The following is a 23,177-nucleotide window of genomic DNA, read 5'->3' as shown; positions in this document are numbered from 1 at the left end:
GTTCTGTTAGAGCTGGTACTCCATGGTGCTGCCCAGGCCTTCATGGACGCACAGGATGTTGTGCTCGGTGTCCATGAACCAGGCAGACTTCTCCGAGTCCCTGGTGCAGATATGGTTTTCGGTCTTGAGGTTCGGCAGGTCGTAGTCCTGGAACTGCACCCCCATCGATTCCATGTCCCGCACCGTCTTCTCGATGTCCGTCACTTCGAAGCTCAGGGCGGTGTGCTCGGAGTGCTTGCCGTCCGAGACATGCATCAACTGCAGCATGGGGCCGCCGTTGCTGCCGAGTAGTTCGCTGCCATCGTCAGCCGTGCCGCAGTGCGGGAGTCCGAGCTTTTCCGTATAGAAACTGTGGGCGCGGGCGGGGTCATCGACTGGCAGGATGGTAGTGGCTGTGTTCATTTTCAGGCCCATGTGGCCACCTCCTACGGGCAGAATCTTACGCCTGCGGCACCGGGAAAGAACCCCGGATTTTCGGGCCGGTTATTTCGGCTCTTTGGGGTTGTTGGCTTCCGCCAGTTCCACCTCGGCCGTGGCCTGGATGAGGGCCAGCAGTTCGGGGTCCAGGCCCGGGGCAAATTCCTCTTTCCGCTCCGGCGACATGGTCATGGGAAAACCTTCGGGCATGACCTCGGTGGTCAGCTCGGTGCCGTCGTTCGAGGGGGACGCCCCACGGAACAGCTTGCCCGCCTGGCTGAGGTTGTCCGCGCCAAAGGTGTACTGGATGCTCTGCAGCCCCGTATCCAGCAGCTTCTTCACCTCGGGGAACTGTTCGGCGTTGGTCTTGGGGATGGGCAGGACCTTGCCCCAGTTCACGCCCAGGCTTTCCAGTGCCTTGGCGAAGGCGTTCTCGTGGGCCTGGTCCCGGACAATGAGGTAGGCGATGGTGGAACGCGCCGTCTTGTTGTCCGTCATCTCGTAGATGCGGCACTTCTGCAGGCGGCCGGTGGATTCGAGCATCAGGTTGTAGAGCAGGTCCAGGACCAGGTTGCCGCTGTTGTAGACGTAGGAGCCGCTCCACGGATTGCCCGCCGCATCCACGGGCAGGGCACCCTGCGCGCCCACCAGGTAGTGGTGGATGTTGCTGGTGTCGAGCGCGATCTTGAGGGGCGTGGCACCCTTGGCGCCGGGCTCGTCCAAGGGGTCGGTCTTTTTGCCCTGGTAGCGCGGGGATCCGTCCAGGAGCTGCGAAATGGTGGTGCCGATCAGTTCAACGTGGCTGATCTCCTCGGTTCCCACGCCCTGCAGGAGGTCCTTGTAGGGCTTGGACGAAGGGTCGCCACGGAAGTTCATGCTCTGGAAGAGGTACTGCATCATGGTGCGCATCTCGCCGAACTGGCCGCCCAGTCCTTCCTGCAGGGCGTTGGCTGCAGCCGGATCCGGCTCGTCGGCGGCAATTTCATTGATCAGAAGCTGGGTATGCAAGTACATGGGCCATTTCCTCGTTTCGCTGGTTTGCTCTCACCGAAGGTCCTGCTCAGGTGAATGGATGCCACCACCGTAAGCATGCTTAGCTTTAATCGCAAGGGTACTTACTACTTTTCGCCTCCCATTGTTAACCTGCCGTTTCTTTTGCAGTACGGCGTTCTCGTAATTTCCCGTTGTCTGGCGGAGTTTGGATATCGGTGTTCTCGATAATCCCCCTCATCTTCCGCGAAGGACATTATGCGTTATCCCACTCCTCCTGCCCTTGGCATCCTGGCTGTCAGCACCCTCCTTGCACTTACGGGCTGCCAGGCAGCCGCTTCCGAGCCTGCGGACCCTGCAAGCGCCCCGATCACCATCGCCACCATTCCCCTCGGCGATGACCCCACCCAGGCGAACCCCATCGAGGCTTTCGCGGAACTGCTGGAGGCCGAAACCGGCCGCGAGGTGGAGGTCACGGACGTTCCCGACTACCTCAGCGTTGTGGAAGCCATCCGCGGCGACCACGTGGACATCGGCATCATGAGCGGTTTCCCGTCGGCCCTGGCTGTGAACACCGGCGAGGTCGACTCCCTGATGGCGTGGGCCGGCAGCGACGACCCCGTCTCCACCTGCGTGGTGCTGGACGGCTCCCCGGTCCAGAAGCTTGAAGACCTGCGGGGCAAGACCGTCGCCTTCGCAGACCAGGCGTCGAGTTCCGGCTATTTCATGCCGGTCTACATGCTGCACGAGGCAGGACTGAAGAAGGGCCAGGATTACGAGGCCATCTTTGCCGGCGGCCACGAGGGCAGCTTCGCCGCGCTGAAGCAGGGCCAGGTGGACGCCGCGTGCACCGCCGTCATGCTCACCGAGCTCGGCGCACCCATGTTCCCCTTCGCGGAGGGTGAGTGGCGCGGCATTGGCAAGAGCCCCGCAATGGACGTCATGGGCAGCGTGCTTGCCCGCCAGTCTCTGGACAGCGAGACCCGGCTGCAGCTGCAGGAAGCGCTGCCCAAGGTGTTCTCGGAGAATAACGCCGAGGCGCTGGGTGCACTCGGCAAGGGCTTCATCGGTCTCGAGGAAGTCATGGATCCGGAACCGGCCATCTTCGATTCCTTCGCCGAGATCGCCGCGGTGGCCGATGTGAAGCTTGAGGACCTGGGCTGATGAACGCGACGATTTCTGCAGCAGCCCTTACTCCCGAGGCACAACTGCTGCAGGCACTCCCGCTCATCTCGGTCCGGAACCTCACGGTGGTCTACGGCGACCAGCCGGTGCTGGACGGCGTCGACCTGGACGTCCGCCCGGGCGAAATGGTTGCCCTCCTGGGCGCCTCGGGCTCCGGCAAGTCCACGCTGATGAAGAGCCTCACCGGCTTCGCGCCCATCACGGCGGGAACCGCCAGGGTGGCCGGCTACGATGCCACCAACCTTCGACGCGGCGACCTGCGGAAGCTGCGCTCCGACGTCGGGCAGGTCTTTCAGCAGTTCAACCTGATTCCGCGCCTGAGCGTCCTCACGAACGTCCTCACCGGTGCCCTGCACAACGCGGGGCCCGGCAACTTCGTGGGCGGGTTCAGCAGCGCGCACCGCCGCCTGGCGATGCATTACCTGGACCGGGTGGGCATCGCGCATAAAGCTAAGGAGCCTGCCCGTTCCCTGAGCGGCGGCCAGCAGCAGCGCGTGGCCATCGCCCGGGCTCTGATGCAGCAGCCCCGCGTCATTCTGGCCGACGAGCCGGTGGCTTCCCTCGACCCGAAACTCGCAGGCTCCGTGCTGGGCCTGCTGCGTGAAATCGCTTTAGAAGATGGCATCCCGGTTCTCGTAAGCCTCCATGTCCTTCCCCTCGCCCTCGATTACAGCGACCGCATCCTGGGGCTCCGGCAGGGCCGGATGCTCATCTCGGCACCCACCCCCGGGCTTGATGCCCACAAGCTGTCATCGCTCTACGACGACGAAGGAGAGCCCGTTGACCACCACCTCTGAAGCCACGACGTCCGCCCGCGGAGCCTCATCAGCGGCCCCGCCCCTGGACCCGGCAGAACGGCTGCGCCTCGAGCGTGCTTTCCGGGTGCCCCGCGCACGGTTCCTTACGAGCATTCCGCTGGCGCTCATCGTGCTGAGCTGGTCCTTCTGGGGCGCCGAATTCAACTTCGCCAAACTCGGCGAAGGAACGGTCAACATGGGCGAGTTCCTGTCGCGGCTCTTCCCGCCCGACTTTTCGAAATTCGGCACCATCGTGGCGCTGCTGGTTGAAACGCTGCAGATGGCCATCGTCGGAACCGTGCTCGGCGCGGTCCTCTCGCTGCTGGTCGCGTTTACCGCGGCGTCCAACATCGCCCCGCCCTGGCTCTACTACCCGGCGCGCTGGGTCATGAACATCATCCGCTCGGTGCCCGACCTGGTGTTCGCGCTCATGTTCGTCTCCGCCGTCGGCCTGGGACCGTTCGCCGGAATCCTCGCCATGACACTTGGCTCCCTCGGCTCGATTGGCAAGATCTTCGCCGAGGCGATGGAGTCGGTGGACCGCGGGCCGGTCACCGCCATGGAGGCGGTGGGCGCGTCGAAGCGCCAGGTCATCCACTACGGCATCGTCCCGCAGGCAGCACCGCTGCTGGTCTCGTACACGCTCCTGCTGTTCGAGGGCAATGTTCGCGGAGCCACCATCCTGGGCCTCGTGGGTGCCGGCGGCATTGGCCTCGAACTCACCACGGCAATGCGGATGTACGACTACGGACACCTCAGCGCCATCATCATCTGCATCATCGCGCTCGTCACGGTCATCGACCAGGGCAGCGCACTCATCCGAAGGAGAATCACATGACAGCACCCATCATCGACATCGAGCTCAGCGCTCCGGTCAACCTCCGGGACCTCGGCGGCATCCCCATCGAGGGCGGCGTCCTGCGGGAGGGCCTGGCCCTGCGCGCCGACGACCTCTCCGTCATCACGGACGGGGACGCACGCCTGCTCGTGGACAACGGGCTCGCCGCCGTTATCGACCTGCGCACCGCCGACGAGGCCGCGCTCACGGGCCGGGGCCCACTCGCCAACTATGCGGTGGCCTACCACCACCTGCCCCTGATGGAAAGCATCACAGCGGGAATGCCCGACGGCGGCACTCCAGTGATCGAGCACGTCGCCATGGGCGAGATGTACGCCCGGATGGTGGAAACCGCAGCGCCGCAGCTCGCCAGCGCCCTGGGAATCATCGCCCTTGCCCCCGGGGCCACCGCCTTCCACTGCGCCGCAGGCAGGGACCGGACGGGCGTCCTGGCCGCGGCGCTGCTGCTGGCACTGGGTGCCGGCGATGACGCCATCGTCGCCGACTACGCCCGCACCCACCCCAACATGGCCGCCATCCTGCAGCGCCTGCGGCCCACCATGGGTGCGCTGATGGCCCGCCTCGGTTTCGACCTGGACGCGATGACGGCGGTGACCTTCTCCGACGAACCCATGGACATCTCGATGCTGACGATGCTCGCCAGGCTCCGGGAACGCCACGGAGACGCACTGGCTCCCCTCCGCGCCGTCGGGCTAAGCACCGGGACCATTACCCGCCTCCGGGAACGGGCCCTTGCATGACCACTCTTGCCAACGGGACTCTGGCCAGCGGGACTCTTGCAACCGGGTCGGACGAGGCCCCGGCGCGTACCCCGCGCCGGGGCCCCGGCCGGCCACGCAACGAGGACATCGACGCCCAGGTCCTGGCAGCCGTCCTGGAACTCATTGACGACAAGCAGGACGTGACCGCGGCGCGGATCGTCGAGCGCAGCGGAGTCAGCCGCGCCGCCCTGTACCGGCGGTGGCCCTCGCTGACCACCCTCATCGCTGCCGCACTCGACGTGGGGCGTGAAATGCCTCCCGCGATACCTGCTGACGGCAACCTGCGGGACGCCATCCTCGAAACCCTGCTGGGCGCCACGGCCGGCACCGGGCCGGTGGACTACCCCGACGAGCGGTTCCGGCAGAGGATCCGGCTGGCCATGGCGGACCGTGAACTGCAGAAGGCGTACTGGACCTCCCACGTTTCCCGGCGGCGGGCACCCATCGAGAATGCGCTCCGGACAGGCATCGAGCGGGGCGAACTACGGGCGGACCTCGATCCCGAAGCCTGTTTCGACCTCATCGCCGGCGTGTTCTACTACCAGCTGGTGGTCCGCGGCGATCACCTCGACGACGGGAATACCAGGGCCCGCTGCCGGTCCGCCCTGGACGTGGCCTGGCGGGGCATGGTGTCCGGCGGCCAGCCGGGCACCTCCCCCTTCGGCGGCTAGATCGGGTTGTTGCTGTCGTCCCGCTTGTCAGGGTCCTGGCCGTCCCCGTAGCCGGTGGCCGAGGCCAGTCCGCCAACCTGCTGGCCGGCATTGGTCTGGCCGGGCAGGAAGTGTCCGTCCGGGGAAGCTGCCTGTTCCTCCCCGGACCCGGGTGCGATGTCCTCGCGCAGATGCTCGTCAGCGGGAAGATCCTGGTTGCCGGGGGTTTCCTTATCGCTCATGCCACCAGCGAATCATCCTCTTGCCGTGACGGCAACCACCGGCCATGGCGCCCCGGCTACTTTTCCACGAGGGTGAGGACATCGTAGGTGGCCACGATCTCGTCGTTCTGGTTGGTGAGGACGGCATCCCAGGCCACCTCGCCGTATTCGTCGGTTTCGCGCGGCGTGATCCTTTTGGCCGTGAGGGTCACCCGGATGGAATCGCCGGCGGCCACCGGAGTGATGAAGCGCAGGTTCTCCAGCCCGTAGTTGGCCAGGACAGGGCCCGGTGCGGGCTCCACGAACAGTCCCGCACCCCAGGCGAGCAGCAGGTAGCCGTGGGCCACGATGCCGGGGAAAAACGGGTTGGCCTCCGCGGCCTCGTGGTTGGTGTGGGCGTAGAACGTGTCTCCGGTTGAGTTGGCGAACGCCGTGATGTCCTCCAGCGTGACCTGCCGCAGGTCGGAGCGGACGGCGTCGCCGATGCGCAGCGTCTCCAGGGATTTCCGGAACGGGTGCGTTCCTTCCGTCTCAACGGTGAAGTTCCGGTCTGCTCCGGCATGCCAGACGCCGGTGACTGCGGTGAGCATGTTCGGCGACCCCTGGATGGCGGTGCGCTGCATGTGGTGCATGACGGACCGGATGCCGCCCAGCTCCTCGCCGCCGCCGGCCCGTCCGGGACCGCCGTGGACCAGGTGCGGGACAGGTGAGCCGTGGCCGGTGGAGCTTCTGGCGTCCTCGCGGTTGAGCATCAGGACCCGTCCGTGGTGCGCGGCGATGCCGGTCACGAGTTCGCGGGCAACGTCAGGATCGTTGGTGCACACCGTGGCCACCAGGGAGCCGCTGCCGCGCGCGGCGAGGCGGACGGCGTCGGCGGTGTCTTTGTACCCGATCACGGATGAGACCGGCCCGAACGCCTCCAGCGAGTGGACTTCCTCCGCCTCGGGGTTGTTCCAGTTCAGCAGGACCGGCGCCATGAAGGCGCCGCCGTCCACCACCCCGGTGGAACCGTCCGCGGAGGTGACCGACGGCGAATCAAGCGTTCCGTACGCAAGCTCACCGCCGGCGTCGAGCATTGACTGCACGGCCGCGCGGACGTCCTTAAGCTGTTCCACAGAGGCCAAGGCGCCCATGGTGACGCCGTCCGCGCGGGGATCACCCAGCACCACGCGTTCGGTGAGGCGCTGGCCGATGGCCTTGCTGACCGCGGAAACCAGCGCTTCGGGAACGATGGCCCGGCGGATGGCGGTGCATTTCTGTCCCGCCTTGGCAGTCATTTCGGTAACGACGGAGCGGACGAAGGCGTCGAATTCGGGCGTGCCTTCGACGGCGTCAGGGCCCAGGATCGCGGCGTTCAGGGAGTCCGTTTCCGACGTGAAGCGGACGCCGCCCTGGACCACGTTGGGGTGGGACTTCAGGGACAGGGCCGTGGACGCGGAGCCGGTGAAGGCCACCAGGTCGCGGTAGTCCAGCACGTCCAGCAGGCCGCGGACGGAACCGGAGATCAGTTGCAGCGAGCCCTTGGGCAGGATGTTGGATTCGACGATGGCCTTGACCACGGCCGCGGCGACGTAGCCGGTGGGTGTTGCAGGCTTGACGATGGTGGGTACGCCGGCCAGGAACGCGGGCGCGAATTTCTCCAGCATGCCCCAGACAGGGAAGTTGAAGGCGTTGATCTGCACGGCCACGCCAGGAATGCGGGTGTAGATGTGCTCGCCGGCGAAGGAGCCGTCCTTGGACAACACCTCCATGGGCCCGTCCACCACCACCTGCGAGTTGGGCAGTTCGCGCCGGCCCTTGGAACCGAAGGTGAAGAGGACGCCGATGCCGCCGTCGATATCGATCAGGTTATCGATCTTGGTGGCGCCGGTCTGCGCGGAGAACGCGTAGAAGTGTTCCCGCCGGGCGTGCAGGTACTGCGCCAGTTCCTTGAGCTTCAGGGCGCGCTGGTGGAAGGTGAACTGCCCCAGTTCCGCCTGGCCCGTGGTGCGGCCGTACTCCACGACGGCGGCCAGGTCCAGCCCTTCGGTGCTCACCTTGGCCAAGATCTCTCCGGTGCTGGCGTCACGGACAGGGACGGCTGACGCCGTCGATCCGGCGTCGGGCGTCCACCAGGAATCCATGATGAAGCTGGGCACCGTTTCAACGGTGTCGAGCGTGGCGTGGGGAGCTGTGGCAGTGGTGGTCATCGTTGACGGTCCTTCCAACAAGGGGGCAGGAAACGGCATCCGATCATTACTGACCGTCCGTTCGGTAATATAAGTACCTTACATGAATGTGCCGCCGTGCACACTAGAACGGACCACACCATAACGCTGCACACTGGAAGCACATCAGCCCCAAAGGAGAGCACATGAACGCCGCATCCCCGAACGAATCAGACACCCAGGCCAGTCCCGCCACGGAGCATGAGCTGTGGAAGATCCACCTTGGCGAGCTGGACGAGAAGATGGGCGTCAAGATCGTCGAAGAGTCCGTGGAGCGCGTGGTGGCCACCATGCCCGTAGAGGGGAACAGGCAGTCCTTCGGTCTGCTGCACGGCGGGGCGTCGCTGGCTGTCGGCGAGGCTGTGGGTTCCTGGGCGGCGGTTATCCATGCGAGCACCATGGGCAAGACCGCCGTCGGGGTGGACGTCTCCGCCACCCACCACCGCTCCGCGCGGGAAGGCCAGGTGACCATCACGGCCACGCCCATTCACCTGGGCGGCACGCTCACCACGCACGAGGTGGTTATAGCCAACGAAGCCGGGCAGCGGCTCTGCACCATGCGCATCACCAACCTGCTGATGCGGCGCCATAAGTAGCCGCACCTGTGGTTGAGCCTGCAGAAACCTACCCGTTGCGCTTCCTGCGCGTGACCAGCGCCATCAGGACTCCCCCGACGGCGATCGCTGCCGCGGCAGCAACGGCAGCCGGCAGCAGCGCCGATGAACCGGTGAAGGCAAGGTAGCCGGCGCCCGCCGGGGCACGTGAGCCGTTCCCTGTGTCGGCGAGATCAGCCGGAGGCGTGCTGGCAGCGGGAGGTCCGACGACGGCGGGGGCGCCGTCCGCAGGGTCTGCCGGCGCCGCCGGGGCCGGGTCAGCCGGGGCAGGGTCAGCCGGAACGGATGCGGGGTTTGTCGGCGCTGAGTCGGCGGGAGCAGGTGCCGGATCAGCCGGAGCGGGTGCGGGGTCAGCCGGCGCCGCCGGGGCCGGGTCAGCCGGGTCAGCCGGGTCAGCCGGAACGGGAGCAGGGTCAGCCGGGTCAGCCGGGTCAGCCGGATCAGCCGGATCAGCCGGGTCAGCCGGGTCAGCCGGGTCAGCCGGAACGGGAGCCGGGTCAGCGGGAGCAGGCGGTCCCGGGTCAACTGGTGCCGGCGGTTCCGGATCGGACGGTTCAGCCAGCGCAAACTCAAAGCTGTTTGTCCCGGAAACACTGAACCCGTTCACCGTTTCCGCGGTGAACCGAAGCACCTCATCACCGTCAGGCGCCGGGAAGCTCCAGTTTCCCTCGATATCAACCGGCACTTCGAAAGGATCCTCTCCGTCCAGCGTGATCCGGACTCGCGACCCAGCGGCGACGGCGGAGGCGGGAGCCGCCGGAACCGTCCCGGTGACGCGTTGCCCCGGCCCATAAGTAGCGCCAGGCGCAGGCGTGGTGACGGTGGGCTTGTTGAGGAAGAGTTCCAGCTCATAGCCGGGCAGGACGGCCAGGCTGTCCCTGAGGGTTGCGGCGATAGCCATGTTTTGGATGACATTGCCGTTTTCGTCAGGGGTATCCCCTGCCGCATGTGTCCCCACCGCGTAGTTGCCGCTGACGTAGGGGCCGCCGGAGTCACCACCGCTGGACTGCACGGCGTAGGAGAGGAAGCCGCGGAAGGCGCGAAGGTCTGTGGGGTCGGCCGCGTAGCCGGGGCCTGGAACAACAAAGATGCCCACAGCGTCGATCGTCCCGCAGGACCAGAAGGACGACCGCCCGGATCGGCACACCGGCATTCCCGCCACTGGATCCGCGCTGCCGATGATCTTCACGTCGGGACCGGGCTCGGACTGGTTGCCCCAGGTACTGGCCGCCGGGAGCGGGTCAATGTCCGGTCGCAGGGACTCGATCACGGAGATGTCGGTGCCCACGTTCCCGGGATTATCCGGGTCCAGCGGATTTTCGATGATGCGGGAATTGCCCGGGCCACCGTACTGGCTGAACCCAAACCTGCCCAGCAGCCCTACCTGGTTGAACTGGAATTCCAGGGTCGCCGTTTCGGCTGCACCATCCGACGCGCAGTGTCCCGCAGAGAGGACGGCGGGCAGGCCGGCGGGGTCGAAGGCAGAGAAGCCGGTGGAGCAGATCCAGCCGGTGTCGGCAATGTAGCCGACTCCCCCGGGAACGTCAGCTTCAGGCGCAAGGGAAGCGCCGCCGTCGAGCTCCACGTTGGCGTACCGTGCTACGAACTCCGCGGGCGACACCTTTCCGGAACCGGCGGCCGGAGCACTGGCGCGCGCGTCCGACGTCGATTCCGGTGTGTTGATGCCGCCGGTCCGGATGACAAATTTGCCGTCGGAGGCCACCACGGACTGCAGGCCTTGGGGGCCCACCTCGCGCAGGTACGCCTGGAACAGTTGGTCGGCGCTCACTGCAAGCTCTGCACCTTCGGTGGAGCGGGACTGCGGTGAAACGCCAGCACCGGATTGCTCAACCCCCGCTGACGGCGCAGGAGCCGGCGCAGGGGGCGACGCTTCAAGGGCCAGCTCAGGCATCGTGACGGCAAGGGCAGCCACCTTCTCGAGCAGCTCTGCTCCCGACCCCGAGACCACAATCTGCCCGGCTTCCAGCCTGATGCCGGTGTATCCCGCCACGCTACGCAACTGGCTTGCCGCATCGGCGGCTTTGGCGCCCAATTCTCCGGCAGCAGCGAACTCCTCCGGGGTAAGCCCGAGGTCGCGCTGCACAGCCTCGGCAAGCGCACGCTCCGACAGGCCGGAGCCCGAGGCGTCCGGACCGTCAGTGGTGGCGCCGGCAGGCTGGCCGGTTGCGGGTTCGCCCGTTCCCCAAGCCGGCGCGGCCACATATGCGGACGACGCCAAGACCCCGGCGACGGCGCCCAGCGAGAGGAACCGCCGGAGGTTGGGTGCCCTCATCGGGCCACTCCTGCTCCGCACAGTGACAGGACGGCGTCCAGCTCATGGGAAGCCACGCCGTTCCGCAGGAGGAAGTTCCGCGTGTCAAGGGTGCGTACGAAGTCCACCACCGCGAGGCCGCGCTGTTCCAGCAGGGGTTCCAGCTCGGCGTCCTCCACATACCGTTCCCGATCGTGCGGCGGGCCGTGGGTGCGGTAGCGCTCGTTGATGCCGCGGGCCGCCCGACGGTAGCCCTCCGCTATGTCCTGGTCGGAGTCCCCTGCCAGGTCCTGCACCATGGCGGCGACCATGCCGCTGCGGTCGCGGCCGGCCGCGCAGTGCAGCACTACGTCGCCACGGCTTGCTGCCGCGGCCAAGGCCTGGAAGACGCCGACGAGCTTTTCCGGGAAGATCCGGGCATTGTCGGCGTAGTAGGCGGGGTCGTTGAGGTAGGGGCCGGTGACGGCGGTCAAGCGCGGATCGCCAGGCTCCTCGGTGGGCGCTGCGACCACTGCCATGCCCTGCAAGGCCGCCCGGGAGACAACGGGATCGGTGTCCCGGCGCCGCGCTTCCGCTGCGTTACGAAGGTCAAGAACGGTGCGGATGCCGGCGTTGTACGCCTGTTGCCAGCCCGCCTCCGTCAGCCATTCCCGGCGTCCCATCCGATAGACCCCGCCGGCCACGTGCCAAGCGTTGACAGCGCCATCCCAGTCCATGGACCTGCCCGGTTTGCTCATTCGGACAGCTAATCACATCAGTCACAGGAGGCGCACGTCACAAACAGGTACAGGTTCGCAAAGATGAGTACGTGAGGCCGGTGACCGGCGCGGAGGGTAAGCGTACTCTGGCTCCTAGATGATGCCTGAGCCCACAGTTGATGTTCAAAGGAGAACCCCAATGGGAAACACAGCAGTACGACGGCGTCACGCAGGTTTTGCGGCCGGCCTCGCCAGCCTGGCAATGGCACTTGGCTTTACCGCCGTTCCCGCAGACGCGGCGCCGCCGCAGCGGGACGTTGATTATGTCGCCCTAGGCGATTCGTACACCGCGGGGACTGGGGCAGATGTCGTCCAAACGGTGGGCCCGTTCGTCCCTACTTTGCCATGCACACAAACGCCGCGAGGTTATGTCGATATTGTCGACGGTGCCGACCCGATCACGCTTGTAGACAATGAGGCTTGCCACGGCGCGCTCCTGGCTGAGCCCACGTGGGATGGTGTTACCAGCGTTGAGGATCAACTGGACAGGCTCATTACATCGGGGGCACTTTCCAATGACACTGAATTGGTGAGCCTCACAGCAGGTGCCAACGATGTACGCGTGAATGACGTCCTCTTCCAATGCGCCACATCCACGCCGGAATCCTGTAATCGAGCGCTCCTGTCAGCGGAGGAAGCGTTGCCCGAAGTCCATGCCAACTTGGTAGCTACCTTCGGCGCCATTCACAGCCAAGCTCCCCGCGCCAGAATAGTGATACTGGGCTATGCCAACCTGTTCAACCCGGGCGGGTTCGAAGTGATTCCGAGGGGCAGGCAACTGCTGATCAATGAGGGGACGGCAGGACTGAATGACACGATTGCCTCGGCTGCCGCAACGGCTAAGGGACAGTTCGGTGCACAGGTACAGTATGTCGACGTCAGGGCCAGGTTCGAAGGCCACGAAGTGAATACCCTCGAACCTTGGATCTTCCTCGCCACTTATTTGGATGCCAATGGCGTCCCTCAGGTTGATCTGTTCGATCCCCGCAACTTCCACCCGAACCAAGCGGGTCATGCCCAATACGCCGCGGCCCTTTTGTCATCAGTAAATCTCAGGCAGTTGGCGCGGCCATAACCGCGGGGCACTGACACCCTTACCCGCGCCGGGCCAGCCGGTACTCCAGCCCGGCGCGGACCATTGGCCACTCGTGCTCGAGGATGGAGAACACGACGGTGTCCCGCAGGAGTCCGTCGCGGGTTCTGGAGTGGTTGCGGAGGACGCCGTCCTGCTTGGCCCCGAGCCGGGCGATGGCCTCTCGTGACTGGTGGTTGAGCCAGTGCGTGCGGAACTCGACCGCCGGGCAGCCGATGGTTTCGAACGCGTGCCGCAGCAGCAGAAGCTTGGAATCCGGGTTGGTCCCGGTCCCTTGCACGGACGCGGCGTTCCAGGTGGAGCCGATTTCCACCCGGGGCGTCCCGGCGTCGATGTTCATGTAGGTGGTCATGCCGATGATCCTGCCCGGGCCGCCGGTGGCCGGGTCGATTAGCCTGGTGGTGAACGGCAGCATGGAGCCCTCCTCCTGCAGCGCGAGCCGCCGCCGGATTTCGGCAGCCATTTCTTCCGGGGCGGGAACGGACGTGTACCAAAGCTTCCACAGTTCGCCGTCCTTGGCGGCTTCTACCAGGCCGTCGTGGTGTCCGGCGGCCAGAGGCTCGAGGATTACATGCCGCCCGGTCAGGGTAAGGGGTTCAAGGAAAGTCACTGCACCAGCCTAGGCCCCGCAATCAGGGCCGGTTACGCTGGGGGCAGCACCAGGACCACGAGCAAGGGAGTTGACGTGTCAGGAACCAACCCGGATCCGGAGGACGACAAGATCACAGGCCTGGAACCGGGCGGCGGAGTCCCTCCCGGCGAAACTCCTCCAGGTGAAGGTTCGGTGGCAGGCACCCGGGAGCCCAGGCAGCCGGGATCGGGGAAGGCCCAGCAGGTCTTCTGGATCGGTGCCATCGGAGCCGGTGTGCTGCTCTTCCTCCTGTACTTCATCGGTTACATCGTGGGCTTCTTCGACTAGAAACTGCTCAGCCGCGGGAGTACAGGATTTGTTCCAAGGCGTCTTCTCCCGGGGACGGCCCAAGGTGGAACACGTCAACGTGGCCGCCAACGGCATCCTGAAGCGTTTCTGGCCATTGTGGTGGTTCCCAGTCCTGGTGTTCGCTCTTGTATCTTCGGCCCGATGGTGAAATCCAGCCAGGTGGTTCATTCTTGGTGGCCGGGGTGGGTGTCCAACCGCTGGTGTGTTTCAGGCGGTGGTGTTTGCGGCAGGGCTGACCCAGGTTGCTGATCCCGGTGGTCCCACCGTGATGCCACGCCAACAAATGGTCTGCTTCGTTGTCCAACGAGTTGTTGCTGCAACCCGGGAACGGGCACTTCCCGTCCCTCAAGCGCAGCCACCGGCGGATAGCCTTCGTAACCCGGTAACTGGTGCGCCCGATTTCCAGCGGCGCCCCGTCCCGCGGATCCACCAGCACCCGGTAAAACGAGCCAGCCCCGTCCGCCACCAACTTCCGCGCCATCGACGCCGGAATCGGGCCGTGCCCGTCGAGCATCGCCGGTTCATCCGTCAGACCCATAAGCGAGAACACCGGCACCGTAACCAGGACCTCCGCGTGCGGAATACGGACCTCCGCAACCATACCGCCGGAATCCTGCACGGTCTGCCCGTTGCGCCCGTCCTGTCCGTTGCTGAGGACGGCGGCGGCGAAGATGTCGGCGCAGAGCTGAGGCAGGGTACGGGACTCGTCCGCGCCCTGCAGTCCCCGGGCCAGTGCGGTGGTGCGGTTCCACATCGCCGACGCGGTGTCCGCAGACAGGTAGGCGTGGAACCAGGCCATCCCGTCCAGGTCCGGACGGTGCTCCACCCGCCGCTCCGCGACACTCCTGACGTGGCGCTTCTCAAGGGATTCGGGGTGGTGGCGTTCCCGCCAGATCCTGGCCTTGTGCCGGAACCGGTGCGGCACCAACTCCCCCGGCCCCGCACACCCGCGTGCCGGGTTCGGTGCGTCCGGGCCCAGGAAATGCTCCTCCAACGCTGCCGCCCCGGCCCGATCCAGGGTGACGGTTTCCTCCACCATCACCTTCGCGTGCGCCCACGACAAGCTACCGTCCTGTAACCCCGCCAAGGTCAACGGCAAAACATTGGCCAGCACCTGCGACTCGTTCAGCAGCACACCGGCAGCCCGCGCACCAATAGTCAACACACCCGCGACCTCGGCGACCATCGACGCTTCCTGCGCCATCGCCCCGCACGGCACCATGGCCCGTGACGCCACAGCCTTGGCAGCCTCTGCATACCCTGCAGCCAGATGCACCTTCAACGCAGCGGTCCCGGCCTCAAGCCGGGCGACCCCGGCGAGCCCGTCCAGGCTCCGATCAGCCTGCTCCCGCAACGGATCAAAACCCTCACCGGTCCCACGCAGCACAGCACCCAGCTCAGCAAGGGACGCCTCAAGAACCTCCAACGCTTCCAATGCCGCCCTGCTTGCCATAGGAAAACTATGACAGGGGGGTCTGACAATGTGCGGCCGAGGGTCAGGCCACGGTGACGGACAGCCTAGCTAGGCCAGTCAAAAAAGCCCTTGCCGGTCTTGCGGCCCAGCTCGCCCCGGGCAACCTTGTCCTTGAGGATCTGCGGCGGGGCGAAGCGCTCCCCCAGAGTGGAGTGCAGGTATTCCGCGATCCCCAGCCGTACGTCCAGCCCCACAATGTCGGTGGTCTTGAGCGGCCCGGTGGGGTGCTTGTAGCCCAGGACCATGGCGGCATCGATGTCCTCCGCAGACGCCACGCCCTCCTCCACCATGCGCATCGCCTCGAGGGCGATGGCCACGCCGAGCCGTGAGGAGGCGAATCCGGGGGCGTCATTAACGACGACGGCGGTCTTGCCAAGTGCCTCAACCCACCCCTTTGCCGCGGTGGCGAGCGCGGGGGACGTCCGTTCGCCGAGCACCACTTCGATGAGCGTGGACGCCGGAACCGGGTTGAAGAAATGCAGGCCCAGGAAGTTCTCCGGCCGCTTCAGCTCCCGGGCCAGGCCATTAACGGACAGCGATGACGTGTTGGACGCCAGGTACGCATCGTCGGCCAGCCGCTCCTCGATGCCGCGCAGGGCAGTGACTTTGAGATCCCAGTCCTCCGGCACGGCCTCGACCACGAGCTGGCGCCCGGTAAAGGCGTCATAATCCACACCGACGGTCAGCCGCGAGACCATTTCATCCAGATTGGCGTCCACCACGCCCCGCTCAATGCTCTTCACAGCCGCCGATTCAACCCGTTCACGCGCGGCTTCGGCGGACTGTTCGTCGCGCTCGATGACCAGAACGTCGGCGCCCTTGACCAGGAAGGCGTGGGCGATACCGGCACCCATGCGGCCGCCGCCCAGGACGCCCACCGCTGCGGGCAATCCGGAAGCTGCGGGCAGGCCGGAAGGAGGGAAGGAGTCGTTCATCAGTTCTTCTTTCCAGGCGTCTTGTCGGCTTTTTTGTCCAGGAATTTCTGCATCCGGTCGAACTTGGCCTGTGACTCAAAGAGGATGCCCTGGGCCAGCTGGTCGATCAGGGGATGGGCCTCCGCCGGGGCATGGAACACGGACTTGGTGATCCGGACAGCCAGCGGGTCCTGCCGGCCAATCCGGTCCGCCAGGCTGTGTGCTGCGTCCAGGAGGCCGGCCGCGTCATGGATTTCGGTGATGAGGTTGACCGCCAGCGCCTCGTCTGCGCCAAGTACCCGCCCGGCCAGGAGGATCTGTTTGGCCACCGGCTCCCCCACCAGTTCCTTGAGCCGCCAGCTGGCACCCGCGGCCGCAAGAATACCAAGCCCGGTTTCCGGATTGCCGATCCGGACGTCCGGCGTGCCGATCCGGAAATCCGCGGCGTACGCGAGTTCCGCTCCGCCGCCCAGGCAGTACCCGTCCAGGGCGGCGATCACCGGCATGGGCAGTTTGGCGATCCGCACGAAGATGGTGGAGTTGATGCCCTGGAGGGCGTCATCCCTGCGCCGCTCGCGCAGCTGGGCGATGTCGGCACCGGAGGCGAAAACGCCGTCGACGCCCGCCAGGATCAGCACCTTGGGGTTCTGTTCCAGGGCGGCGCACACGGTATGCAGTTCATCCACCATCTGCTGGTCGATCGCGTTGCGCACCTCGGGCCGGTTGAGCAGCACCACCACGCGGTCGCCGCGTTCCTCCACCAGGAGGGCGTGGAACTTCTCCGCCGCCAGGTCCACGGCGCCCGGCATCAGACTTTCTCCAGCAGCATTGCGGTGCCCTGGCCCACGCCGATGCACATGGTGGCGAGGCCCACCTTGGCATCCTCGCGCTCCATGCGGCCCAGCAGGGTGATGGCGATCCGTGCCCCGCTGGAACCGAGCGGGTGCCCGAGGGCGATGGCGCCGCCGTCGAGGTTAACAATGTCCGGTTCCAGTCCAAGCCGGCGGATGCACGCCAGGGACTGAGTGGCAAAGGCTTCGTTAAGTTCGACGGCGGCAAGGTCGCCTACGCTGAGTCCGCTCCGCTTGAGGACTTTCTGGGTGGCGGGCACCGGGCCGATGCCCATGATTTCCGGTTCGCAACCGGCCGACGCGCCGTCAATGATGCGCGCGCGGGGTGTCAGGCCGAGCCGCTCAATGGCCGCTTCGGACGCGACGATGATGGCTGAGGCGCCGTCATTGAGGGACGAGGAATTCCCGGCGGTCACCACAGACCCGCCGTGCGCCACGGGCTTCAGCCCGGCGAGGACGTCCATGGTGGTCCCGGGCCGTGGGCCCTCGTCGGTATCCACTACGGTTTCCGACTTGCGGCCCTTAACGGTCACGGGCACGATCTCGTCCTTGAACCGGCCTGCTTCAATAGCCGCCAGGGAACGTTCATGCGAGCGGACCGCGAAAGCGTCGGCGTCCTCCCGGGAGATGTTGTCAACGCGGGCCACTTCCTCCGCGGTTTCCGGCATGGAGTACGTCATCTTGCCGTCGCGCGACAGCCCGCCGTGCTGGAACTGGGGATTGGTGAAGCGCCAGCCGATGGAGGTGTCGAAAATATGGCCGGGCTTGGCGAAGGCGCTGGTGGGCTTTTCCTGTACCCAGGGGGCACGGCTCATGGATTCCACCCCGCCTGCGATCACGATGTCCGCGGCGCCGGCTTTGATCATGTGGCTGGCCTGGATGATGGCGCTGAGCCCAGAGGAACAGAGCCTGTTGACGGTGATGCCGGGGATGTGAAGCGGCAGCCCGGCCAGCAGGGTGGCCATGCGTGCCACATTGCGGTTCTCCTCGCCGGCACCGTTGGCGTTGCCCAGGATGACTTCATCGATACTGTCCGGATCAAGGCCCGCACGCTGCACTGCCTCCCTGACCACCAGGGCCGCAAGGTCGTCGGGGCGGACTGACGACAGCGCGCCGCCGTATTTGCCCACCGGCGTTCGGACCCCGCCAACAAGGAAAGCCTGCGGACCTGCGGTTGCAGCCATGGAAACACCCTTCACGCGATAAACAGCACTGTCATCGGCGCCCGGCACAGCGGATTCCTCCACTTACCGACCGTTCGTTCTGTAAATAGTACACGGCAGGGCTGCCGTTGCGTACCTCCGGGCGAAGGCCGGTTACAGGACCGTCACGCCAAGGTGAGCTGCGAGCAGGGGTGCCAGAAGGCCCAGCTGGTAGTCGTCAATGACGATTCCGGCCATGCTGCCGAGTCCGCTGATGGTGCGGAAATCGGTGCCGCGAACGTCGAAATCCTTGAGCTTGGCTCCGTTCAGGTCCAGCGTGCCGATGGTGCAGTTCTTCAGGGCCACCCGCGTTCCGGCCGCCGAGCCGAGGTCCAGTTCGTTGATGATGCAGTCGCTGATCAGGACGTCCGTCAGCTTGGCGCCGCGGAGGTTGAGGAAGTCGAGCTTGCCGCCGTCGATCCGGACAGACTGCCAGCCGCTCTCGTAAAGTTCGGCAGATCCCAGCCGGGGATTGCGGAATTCGACGTCCCGCCACGCGGTCCTGGCTGCCCGAAAAACCGGGGCATACAGCTCACCCAGGATGCAGTCGCGGAAACCTGCCCCGCGCAGTTGGGTGTCATTAAAGGACACGCCCGCAAACTCACACTCGGCGAAATCTGCGCCGCTCAACTCCAAACCGTCGGCGGCCGCACGGCTGTACCGCCCGCCGTCGTACTTTTCCACCACGCTCGAAGTCAGGAGCCGGCCGGTCCGCCAAGTCCTCCAGCACCACCGGCGAAAGCCGGGGCGCGGCCACTTTCAGGCCGGCACTTTTCCCCGTCCCCGCCCGCGCGCCCGCCACTACAGCGATTCCGCTTTGGCAGCGATTTCCGAAAGGTCCTTCGCGAGTGCTTTGCGCGTGGCCGCCATGCCCAACTTTCCGAAAAGCGCCATCATGATGCGGCTCGCGGCGTTGGGTTTAGTAACCTCAGCCCCGAACGTGAGGGTCAGATCGGTTCCGTCGCCGCGCGGGGCAAGGCTAAAGCGCGTACTGTAATCCGCGCCGCCCTGGACTGCCTTCACTGTGGTGCTCAGCGGCGGGTCAGCCTGGGCCACCCACATCTCCACGGTCTCTGACCGGCCCAGCATTTTCCGGGTCTCCTTCCACCGCGTGCCCTCCCCGTACGGGCCGTCCGTGAGGAGCTGCACCGCCTGCACACCGGACAATGTTGCGGCCGAACCGGGGATGTCGGTGATCACGGACCAGACCTTTTCGGGCGGAGCCTGGACGTGCTGGGTGAGGCTTGTGCTGTTCTCCATGAATTCGAGCCTAGCCGCGGGCAACGACATTCAACAGGCGCCCGCCCGCCAACCGCCAGCCCCACCTGCCGGATCAGTTGGACTTGAAATAGTAAGCAAGCTTCGTGTTAGGGTGAAAAGGCATTGTTTGATCAACGGAAACGAAAGGAGGCCACCACCATGGGCCTCGGAGACAAGATCAGTAACGCAGCAGAAGATATGGGCGGCAAGGCCAAGGAAGCTGCGGGCAACGCAACCGACAACGACCGCCTGAAGGCAGAAGGCCAGACCGACCAGGTCAAGGCAGACGCCAAGAAGGTCGGCGAAAGTGTCAAGGACGAGTTCAAGCGCGACTAGTCCTTCCTGATGCAGCCGCAGCGAACGGCGTGCTGCAGCAGTCAGAAATGGCGGTGGATCCCACGGGATCCGCCGCCATTCTGGTATCCAACCACTTCACCATCCGCTGCGGGTGGGCGTATGCCCTTCCCGGGAGTCTGCGGGCATGGTCATTTCTGCCCGCAGCCCAAGGAGCCGGATGGGACGGTCCGGCTCGATTTTCGCCATCAGGTCGAGGGTGCGGGCCAGCACTTCCGCGGGATCGGACGTCTCGGGGATCTTCCGGGCGTACGTCTTGGTGATGAACGGGACGTAGCGGACCTTGAGCGTCAGCCCGATGACCGGCCGGCCCTCGCCCGCGACATCCTCCAGGACGTGCGCTGCCAACTCCCGGACGGCGTCGTCAATCTGCCCGGGCTCCGTCAGATCGTGCTGGAAGGTGGTTTCCCGGCTGTGCCCGCGTGCCACCCAGGGCGTGTCATCGACTGTCCGTGAACCGTCGCCCCGTCCGAGCTGCGCGTACCAGGGGCCCATCTTCGGGCCGAACTCGGGAACCAGGTCATCAGGATTGGACGCCGCAAGCTGGGCAACAGTCTTGATGCCGAGCGTGGCCAGGCGGCGCGACACCTTGGTTCCCACACCCCACAGCTCGATGGTGGGCCTGCTCCCCATGACGTCCAGCCAGTTGTCTTCGGTAATCCGGAAGACACCGGCAGGCTTGCCGAACGTGGTGGCTACCTTGGCGCGGACCAGCGTGTCACCGATGCCGACGCTGCAGTGCAGCCGGGTCTCCTCGAGGACGGCCTGCTGCAGTTGCCGGGCGTAGGCCTCCGGATCCGCCGCCTGGACGCCAATGAACGCTTCATCCCAGCCGAGCACCTGGACCGTGGCTCCCGGCTGCGAGCGCAGCACCGCCATGACCTGTTCGGATGCAGCGAGGTAGGCGTCCTGGTCGACGGGAAGGATGATGGCGTCGGGCACTTTCCGCGCGGCGATGCGCAGCGGCATGCCCGAGCCGACGCCGTACGCCCTGGCTGCATAGGACGCCGTGGACACAACCGCCCGCTCGGTGGGATCGCCGCGGCCGCCAACAATCACCGCCTTGCCCGCGAGCTCGGGCCGCCGGAGCACCTCCACGGCCGCAATGAACTGGTCAAGGTCCACATGGAGCACCCAGGGTTCGGTCACATGCCCCAGTCTGCCCCGGTGTCGTCGCGCCGCCAAGCATGCGAAGCAGCAGGCACCGGAACTTTGTGCGTTCCTGCCCGGTCACTACCGGTGCATGCCAGGCGCAGCCGCGACACCAGCCTCCTCGGGCCAGTGCCGCGGTGACTAAGTGGGCAGGAACGAACGCACAGGAGGAAACGCCAACGGCGGGCCACCCCCTCGAGGGTGACCCGCCGCCGTCGTACGGGCAAGGAGCCTAGCTGTACAGCACGTTCTTCGGCTCGTTGTTCTTGACCTTCTGCCAGCCCAGCCACAGGACCACGGCGAAGAACGGGATGGTGGCCAGGGTCCACAGGCCCAGGTAGAACACCTCGCCGCTCTTGCTGGTCATGGTGTCGAAGCCGATCAGCACGGTGATGGCCAGCAGCCCGATCAGTCCCGCCCAGCTGGTCCACGGCGAACCGGGCATGGGCAGGCTCGAGGTGACGCCCTTACGGTGGCGCAGCGCGATCTGGCTGGCGAAGATGGCACCCCAGGTGAAGATCACGCCGATGGAGGCCGTGTTGAGCGCCAGGTCGAACGCGTGGGAGCCGCCCAGCCAGATGTTGAGCAGGATGCCCACCAGGTAGAAGGCTGCGATGGCGAGGATGGCTGCGTACGGGACGTGCCGCTTGGACATCCGGGTGAGCCACTGGGGTGCGTGGCCGTTGTTGGCCATGGTGCGGAACACGCGGCCGATCGAGTACAGGCCGGAGTTGCAGGAGGACAGGGCTGCGGTGATGACGATCATGTTCATCACGTCGCCCACCCATGCCAGGCCCATCTGGCCGAAGACCGTGACGAACGGCGAGGTTCCCGCCACGTACTGGTCGGAGGGCAGCAGCATGGCCAGCAGGGTGACCGAACCAACGTAGAACACCACGATGCGGAGGACGACGGCGCGGATCGCCTTGGGCACTTCGCGCTCAGGGTTCTGCATCTCACCGGCAGTGATGCCCACCAGTTCGATGCCGTTGTAGGCGAAGATCACGGCGTTGAGGACCAGGACCATCACCAGGGCGCCCTTGGGGAACATGCCGCCTTCCGCGGCGAACAGGTTCGCCACTGATGCGTTGCCGTCGCCCACCTGGGCGTTGGTGATGACCATGAACGTGCCCACGGCCAGGAAGATGAGGATGGCGCCCACCTTGAGGCAGGAGGCCCAGAATTCGAATTCACCGAACGCCTTGACGCTCAGCAGGTTCACTGCCACCAGGAGCGCCAGCGCTGCGATGGCGGAGGCTTCCACGGGGACGTTGGGGAAGAAGAACTGGAAGTACAGGCCGATCGCGATGAGTTCGGCGATGCCGGTCATGCCCCAGTTGATGAAGTACATCCAGCCGGACAGGAACGCGCCCTTCTTGCCGAACATTTCGCCGGCGTAGCTGACGAAGGAGCCCGAGGTCTGGCGGTACATGATGAGCTCGCCCAGGGCCCGCATGAGGAGGTAGGCGATGACGCCGGCAATGGCGTAGGAGAAGATCAGGGCCGGGCCGGTGGAGGCAAGGCGGCCGCCGGCACCCATGAAGAGGCCGACGCCGATGGCGCCACCCATGGCGATCATGGTGACATGGCGCCTGCCCAGCGTCTTGCTGTAGCCCTCGGCGCTGAGGGAGGAGTCGGCGACGGCGGTGGATGGTGCCGTGCTGTTCTGGAGATCTGTGGGGGTACTTTGAGGCACAACGGTTCCTTGTGGGTTGGGGGTTGGCCGCATCCGGGATACGGATGATTTAGCTCACAAAATTCGGTCATTCTCTTCCGGGGCAACCGTTTGTGAGCGTAATTCTCCGTACAGCCGAAGCTTCGCGCGGCTCGTCCATCCTACAAGACGTGAAGGGGTGCTACGTGACGTGCACTACACGGCCCCCGTCTCCAGCACCAGATTCTGTTCGCCATCCAAGCTGACGCGGTAGGTGGCGAGCGGTTCCGTCCCCGTGGTTGAGCACCCGCTGAGGAGGTCGAAGGCGTGCTGGTGCAGCGGGCAGATCACCACCTGTTGGTCGATGGTGCCGTCCGCGATTGGTCCTCCGCGGTGCGGGCAGACCGCAGACACTGCCCGCAGGGACCCGTCCCGCAGCCGGAAGACGGCAACCTGTTTCCCGTCGACGGCGAAGGCCCGCCCCTCCCCCGGCGGGATCTGGTCAGCCGGGCCCAGGTTGTGGGACTGGACGCTGCCCATGCCGCTCATCAT

The 23,177-nt window shown here is 65.8% G+C and carries 24 protein-coding genes and 1 pseudogene; 9 read left to right on the top strand and 16 right to left on the bottom strand.

All coding sequences use genetic code 11. The annotated features are described in order from the left end of the window. Nucleotides 1-6: 6 nt before the first annotated feature. Nucleotides 7-402 carry a VOC family protein gene (locus AC5RWA_RS01640; RefSeq protein ID WP_079597599.1) on the bottom strand — a complete coding sequence of 132 codons (396 nt, stop codon included), beginning with the start codon at nt 400-402 and terminating at the stop codon, nt 7-9. Between the two features lie 81 nt (nt 403-483). Further along, a complete protein-coding gene (locus tag AC5RWA_RS01635; RefSeq protein WP_494056280.1) occupies nt 484-1,431 on the bottom strand; it encodes a manganese catalase family protein in 948 nt (315 codons plus the stop codon). Nucleotides 1,432-1,665: 234 nt separating this feature from the next. On the opposite strand from AC5RWA_RS01635, the gene phnD reads away from it, so the two are divergent. The 5 genes from phnD to AC5RWA_RS01610 are packed head-to-tail and all read left to right on the top strand — an operon-like array spanning nt 1,666 to nt 5,680. After that, nucleotides 1,666-2,571 (top strand): phosphate/phosphite/phosphonate ABC transporter substrate-binding protein, encoded by a 906-nt coding sequence (phnD, locus tag AC5RWA_RS01630; RefSeq protein ID WP_494056279.1) that lies wholly within the window; start codon nt 1,666-1,668, stop codon nt 2,569-2,571. Beyond that, the gene (locus tag AC5RWA_RS01625) at nt 2,571-3,389 is read left to right on the top strand and encodes a phosphonate ABC transporter ATP-binding protein (protein ID WP_494056278.1); all 819 of its coding nucleotides are present in this window, start codon (nt 2,571-2,573) and stop codon (nt 3,387-3,389) included. The genes phnD and AC5RWA_RS01625 overlap by 1 nt, the downstream gene beginning before the upstream one ends. Next, a complete protein-coding gene (gene phnE / locus AC5RWA_RS01620) occupies nt 3,373-4,227 on the top strand; it encodes a phosphonate ABC transporter, permease protein PhnE (protein ID WP_494056277.1) in 855 nt (284 codons plus the stop codon). The genes AC5RWA_RS01625 and phnE overlap by 17 nt, the downstream gene beginning before the upstream one ends. Beyond that, nucleotides 4,224-4,988, top strand: coding sequence for a tyrosine-protein phosphatase (locus tag AC5RWA_RS01615; RefSeq protein ID WP_275726616.1), 765 nt, complete (start codon nt 4,224-4,226; stop codon nt 4,986-4,988). Before phnE ends, AC5RWA_RS01615 begins: the two co-directional genes overlap by 4 nt. Next, complete coding sequence (locus AC5RWA_RS01610; RefSeq protein ID WP_494056276.1) at nt 4,985-5,680, top strand: TetR/AcrR family transcriptional regulator; 696 nt, start codon at nt 4,985-4,987, stop codon at nt 5,678-5,680. Before AC5RWA_RS01615 ends, AC5RWA_RS01610 begins: the two co-directional genes overlap by 4 nt. On the opposite strand, the gene AC5RWA_RS01605 is transcribed toward AC5RWA_RS01610, so the two are convergent. After that, nucleotides 5,677-5,901 carry a hypothetical protein gene (locus AC5RWA_RS01605; RefSeq protein WP_275729111.1) on the bottom strand — a complete coding sequence of 75 codons (225 nt, stop codon included), beginning with the start codon at nt 5,899-5,901 and terminating at the stop codon, nt 5,677-5,679. The two genes, AC5RWA_RS01610 and AC5RWA_RS01605, sit on opposite strands and share 4 nt — an antisense overlap. Before the next feature lie 56 nt (nt 5,902-5,957). Beyond that, complete coding sequence (gene paaZ / locus AC5RWA_RS01600) at nt 5,958-8,069, bottom strand: phenylacetic acid degradation bifunctional protein PaaZ (protein ID WP_494056275.1); 2,112 nt, start codon at nt 8,067-8,069, stop codon at nt 5,958-5,960. A 164-nt stretch (nt 8,070-8,233) separates the two neighbouring features. On the opposite strand from paaZ, the gene AC5RWA_RS01595 reads away from it, so the two are divergent. Continuing rightward, nucleotides 8,234-8,683, top strand: coding sequence for a PaaI family thioesterase (locus AC5RWA_RS01595; protein WP_494056274.1), 450 nt, complete (start codon nt 8,234-8,236; stop codon nt 8,681-8,683). A 28-nt stretch (nt 8,684-8,711) separates the two neighbouring features. Here AC5RWA_RS01595 and AC5RWA_RS01590 read toward each other — a convergent pair whose 3' ends face one another. Together AC5RWA_RS01590 and AC5RWA_RS01585 are read right to left on the bottom strand one after the other, a co-directional pair. Beyond that, on the bottom strand, nt 8,712-10,994 hold the full coding sequence (locus tag AC5RWA_RS01590; RefSeq protein WP_494056273.1) for a S1 family peptidase: 2,283 nt from the start codon (nt 10,992-10,994) through the stop codon (nt 8,712-8,714). Then, nucleotides 10,991-11,710, bottom strand: a complete 720-nt coding sequence (locus AC5RWA_RS01585; RefSeq protein ID WP_494056272.1) for a tyrosine-protein phosphatase — start codon at nt 11,708-11,710, stop codon at nt 10,991-10,993. Before AC5RWA_RS01585 ends, AC5RWA_RS01590 begins: the two co-directional genes overlap by 4 nt. Before the next feature lie 160 nt (nt 11,711-11,870). On the opposite strand from AC5RWA_RS01585, the gene AC5RWA_RS01580 reads away from it, so the two are divergent. Then, nucleotides 11,871-12,806, top strand: a complete 936-nt coding sequence (locus AC5RWA_RS01580) for an SGNH/GDSL hydrolase family protein (RefSeq protein WP_494056271.1) — start codon at nt 11,871-11,873, stop codon at nt 12,804-12,806. 19 nt (nt 12,807-12,825) lie between these two features. Here AC5RWA_RS01580 and AC5RWA_RS01575 read toward each other — a convergent pair whose 3' ends face one another. Continuing rightward, nucleotides 12,826-13,434: a GNAT family N-acetyltransferase gene (locus tag AC5RWA_RS01575; protein ID WP_115524776.1), complete on the bottom strand. Its 609-nt coding sequence runs from the start codon at nt 13,432-13,434 to the stop codon at nt 12,826-12,828. Nucleotides 13,435-13,509: 75 nt separating this feature from the next. On the opposite strand from AC5RWA_RS01575, the gene AC5RWA_RS01570 reads away from it, so the two are divergent. Next, nucleotides 13,510-13,743 (top strand): DUF6480 family protein, encoded by a 234-nt coding sequence (locus AC5RWA_RS01570; RefSeq protein WP_115524777.1) that lies wholly within the window; start codon nt 13,510-13,512, stop codon nt 13,741-13,743. A gap of 7 nt (nt 13,744-13,750) precedes the next feature. On the opposite strand, the gene AC5RWA_RS01565 is transcribed toward AC5RWA_RS01570, so the two are convergent. The 6 genes and pseudogenes from AC5RWA_RS01565 to AC5RWA_RS01540 all read right to left on the bottom strand — a co-directional run bounded on the left by AC5RWA_RS01565 (nt 13,751) and on the right by AC5RWA_RS01540 (nt 19,465). Then, nucleotides 13,751-15,217 carry an HNH endonuclease signature motif containing protein gene (locus tag AC5RWA_RS01565; RefSeq protein WP_494056270.1) on the bottom strand — a complete coding sequence of 489 codons (1,467 nt, stop codon included), beginning with the start codon at nt 15,215-15,217 and terminating at the stop codon, nt 13,751-13,753. Between the two features lie 65 nt (nt 15,218-15,282). Continuing rightward, a complete protein-coding gene (locus tag AC5RWA_RS01560) occupies nt 15,283-16,173 on the bottom strand; it encodes a 3-hydroxyacyl-CoA dehydrogenase family protein (RefSeq protein WP_494056269.1) in 891 nt (296 codons plus the stop codon). Next, entirely contained in the window at nt 16,173-16,961 is a 789-nt protein-coding gene (locus AC5RWA_RS01555) for an enoyl-CoA hydratase/isomerase family protein (protein WP_104443496.1), read from the bottom strand. Before AC5RWA_RS01555 ends, AC5RWA_RS01560 begins: the two co-directional genes overlap by 1 nt. Continuing rightward, nucleotides 16,961-18,187 carry a thiolase family protein gene (locus AC5RWA_RS01550; protein ID WP_079597481.1) on the bottom strand — a complete coding sequence of 409 codons (1,227 nt, stop codon included), beginning with the start codon at nt 18,185-18,187 and terminating at the stop codon, nt 16,961-16,963. The genes AC5RWA_RS01555 and AC5RWA_RS01550 overlap by 1 nt, the downstream gene beginning before the upstream one ends. A gap of 132 nt (nt 18,188-18,319) precedes the next feature. Then, nucleotides 18,320-19,007: pseudogene (locus tag AC5RWA_RS01545) on the bottom strand (pentapeptide repeat-containing protein). Continuing rightward, nucleotides 19,007-19,465 carry an SRPBCC family protein gene (locus tag AC5RWA_RS01540; RefSeq protein ID WP_494056268.1) on the bottom strand — a complete coding sequence of 153 codons (459 nt, stop codon included), beginning with the start codon at nt 19,463-19,465 and terminating at the stop codon, nt 19,007-19,009. Before AC5RWA_RS01540 ends, AC5RWA_RS01545 begins: the two are co-directional and overlap by 1 nt. Nucleotides 19,466-19,624: 159 nt before the next feature. Here AC5RWA_RS01540 and AC5RWA_RS01535 point away from each other — a divergent pair, with 159 nt between their 5' ends. Continuing rightward, nucleotides 19,625-19,801 carry a CsbD family protein gene (locus AC5RWA_RS01535; protein WP_079597484.1) on the top strand — a complete coding sequence of 59 codons (177 nt, stop codon included), beginning with the start codon at nt 19,625-19,627 and terminating at the stop codon, nt 19,799-19,801. 96 nt (nt 19,802-19,897) lie between these two features. Here AC5RWA_RS01535 and AC5RWA_RS01530 read toward each other — a convergent pair whose 3' ends face one another. The 3 genes from AC5RWA_RS01530 to AC5RWA_RS01520 form a co-directional block, all read right to left on the bottom strand. Continuing rightward, nucleotides 19,898-20,968 (bottom strand): DNA polymerase IV, encoded by a 1,071-nt coding sequence (locus tag AC5RWA_RS01530; RefSeq protein WP_494056267.1) that lies wholly within the window; start codon nt 20,966-20,968, stop codon nt 19,898-19,900. A gap of 235 nt (nt 20,969-21,203) precedes the next feature. After that, on the bottom strand, nt 21,204-22,667 hold the full coding sequence (locus AC5RWA_RS01525) for an amino acid permease (RefSeq protein WP_115524782.1): 1,464 nt from the start codon (nt 22,665-22,667) through the stop codon (nt 21,204-21,206). Between the two features lie 174 nt (nt 22,668-22,841). Further along, nucleotides 22,842-23,177, bottom strand: coding sequence for a Rieske (2Fe-2S) protein (locus AC5RWA_RS01520; RefSeq protein ID WP_494056685.1), 336 nt, complete (start codon nt 23,175-23,177; stop codon nt 22,842-22,844).

Source organism: Arthrobacter sp. 210 2, assembly GCF_059093025.1.
The sequence above is the reverse complement of the archived record's forward strand: the minus strand, read 5'-3'. Positions and strand labels throughout refer to the sequence as shown.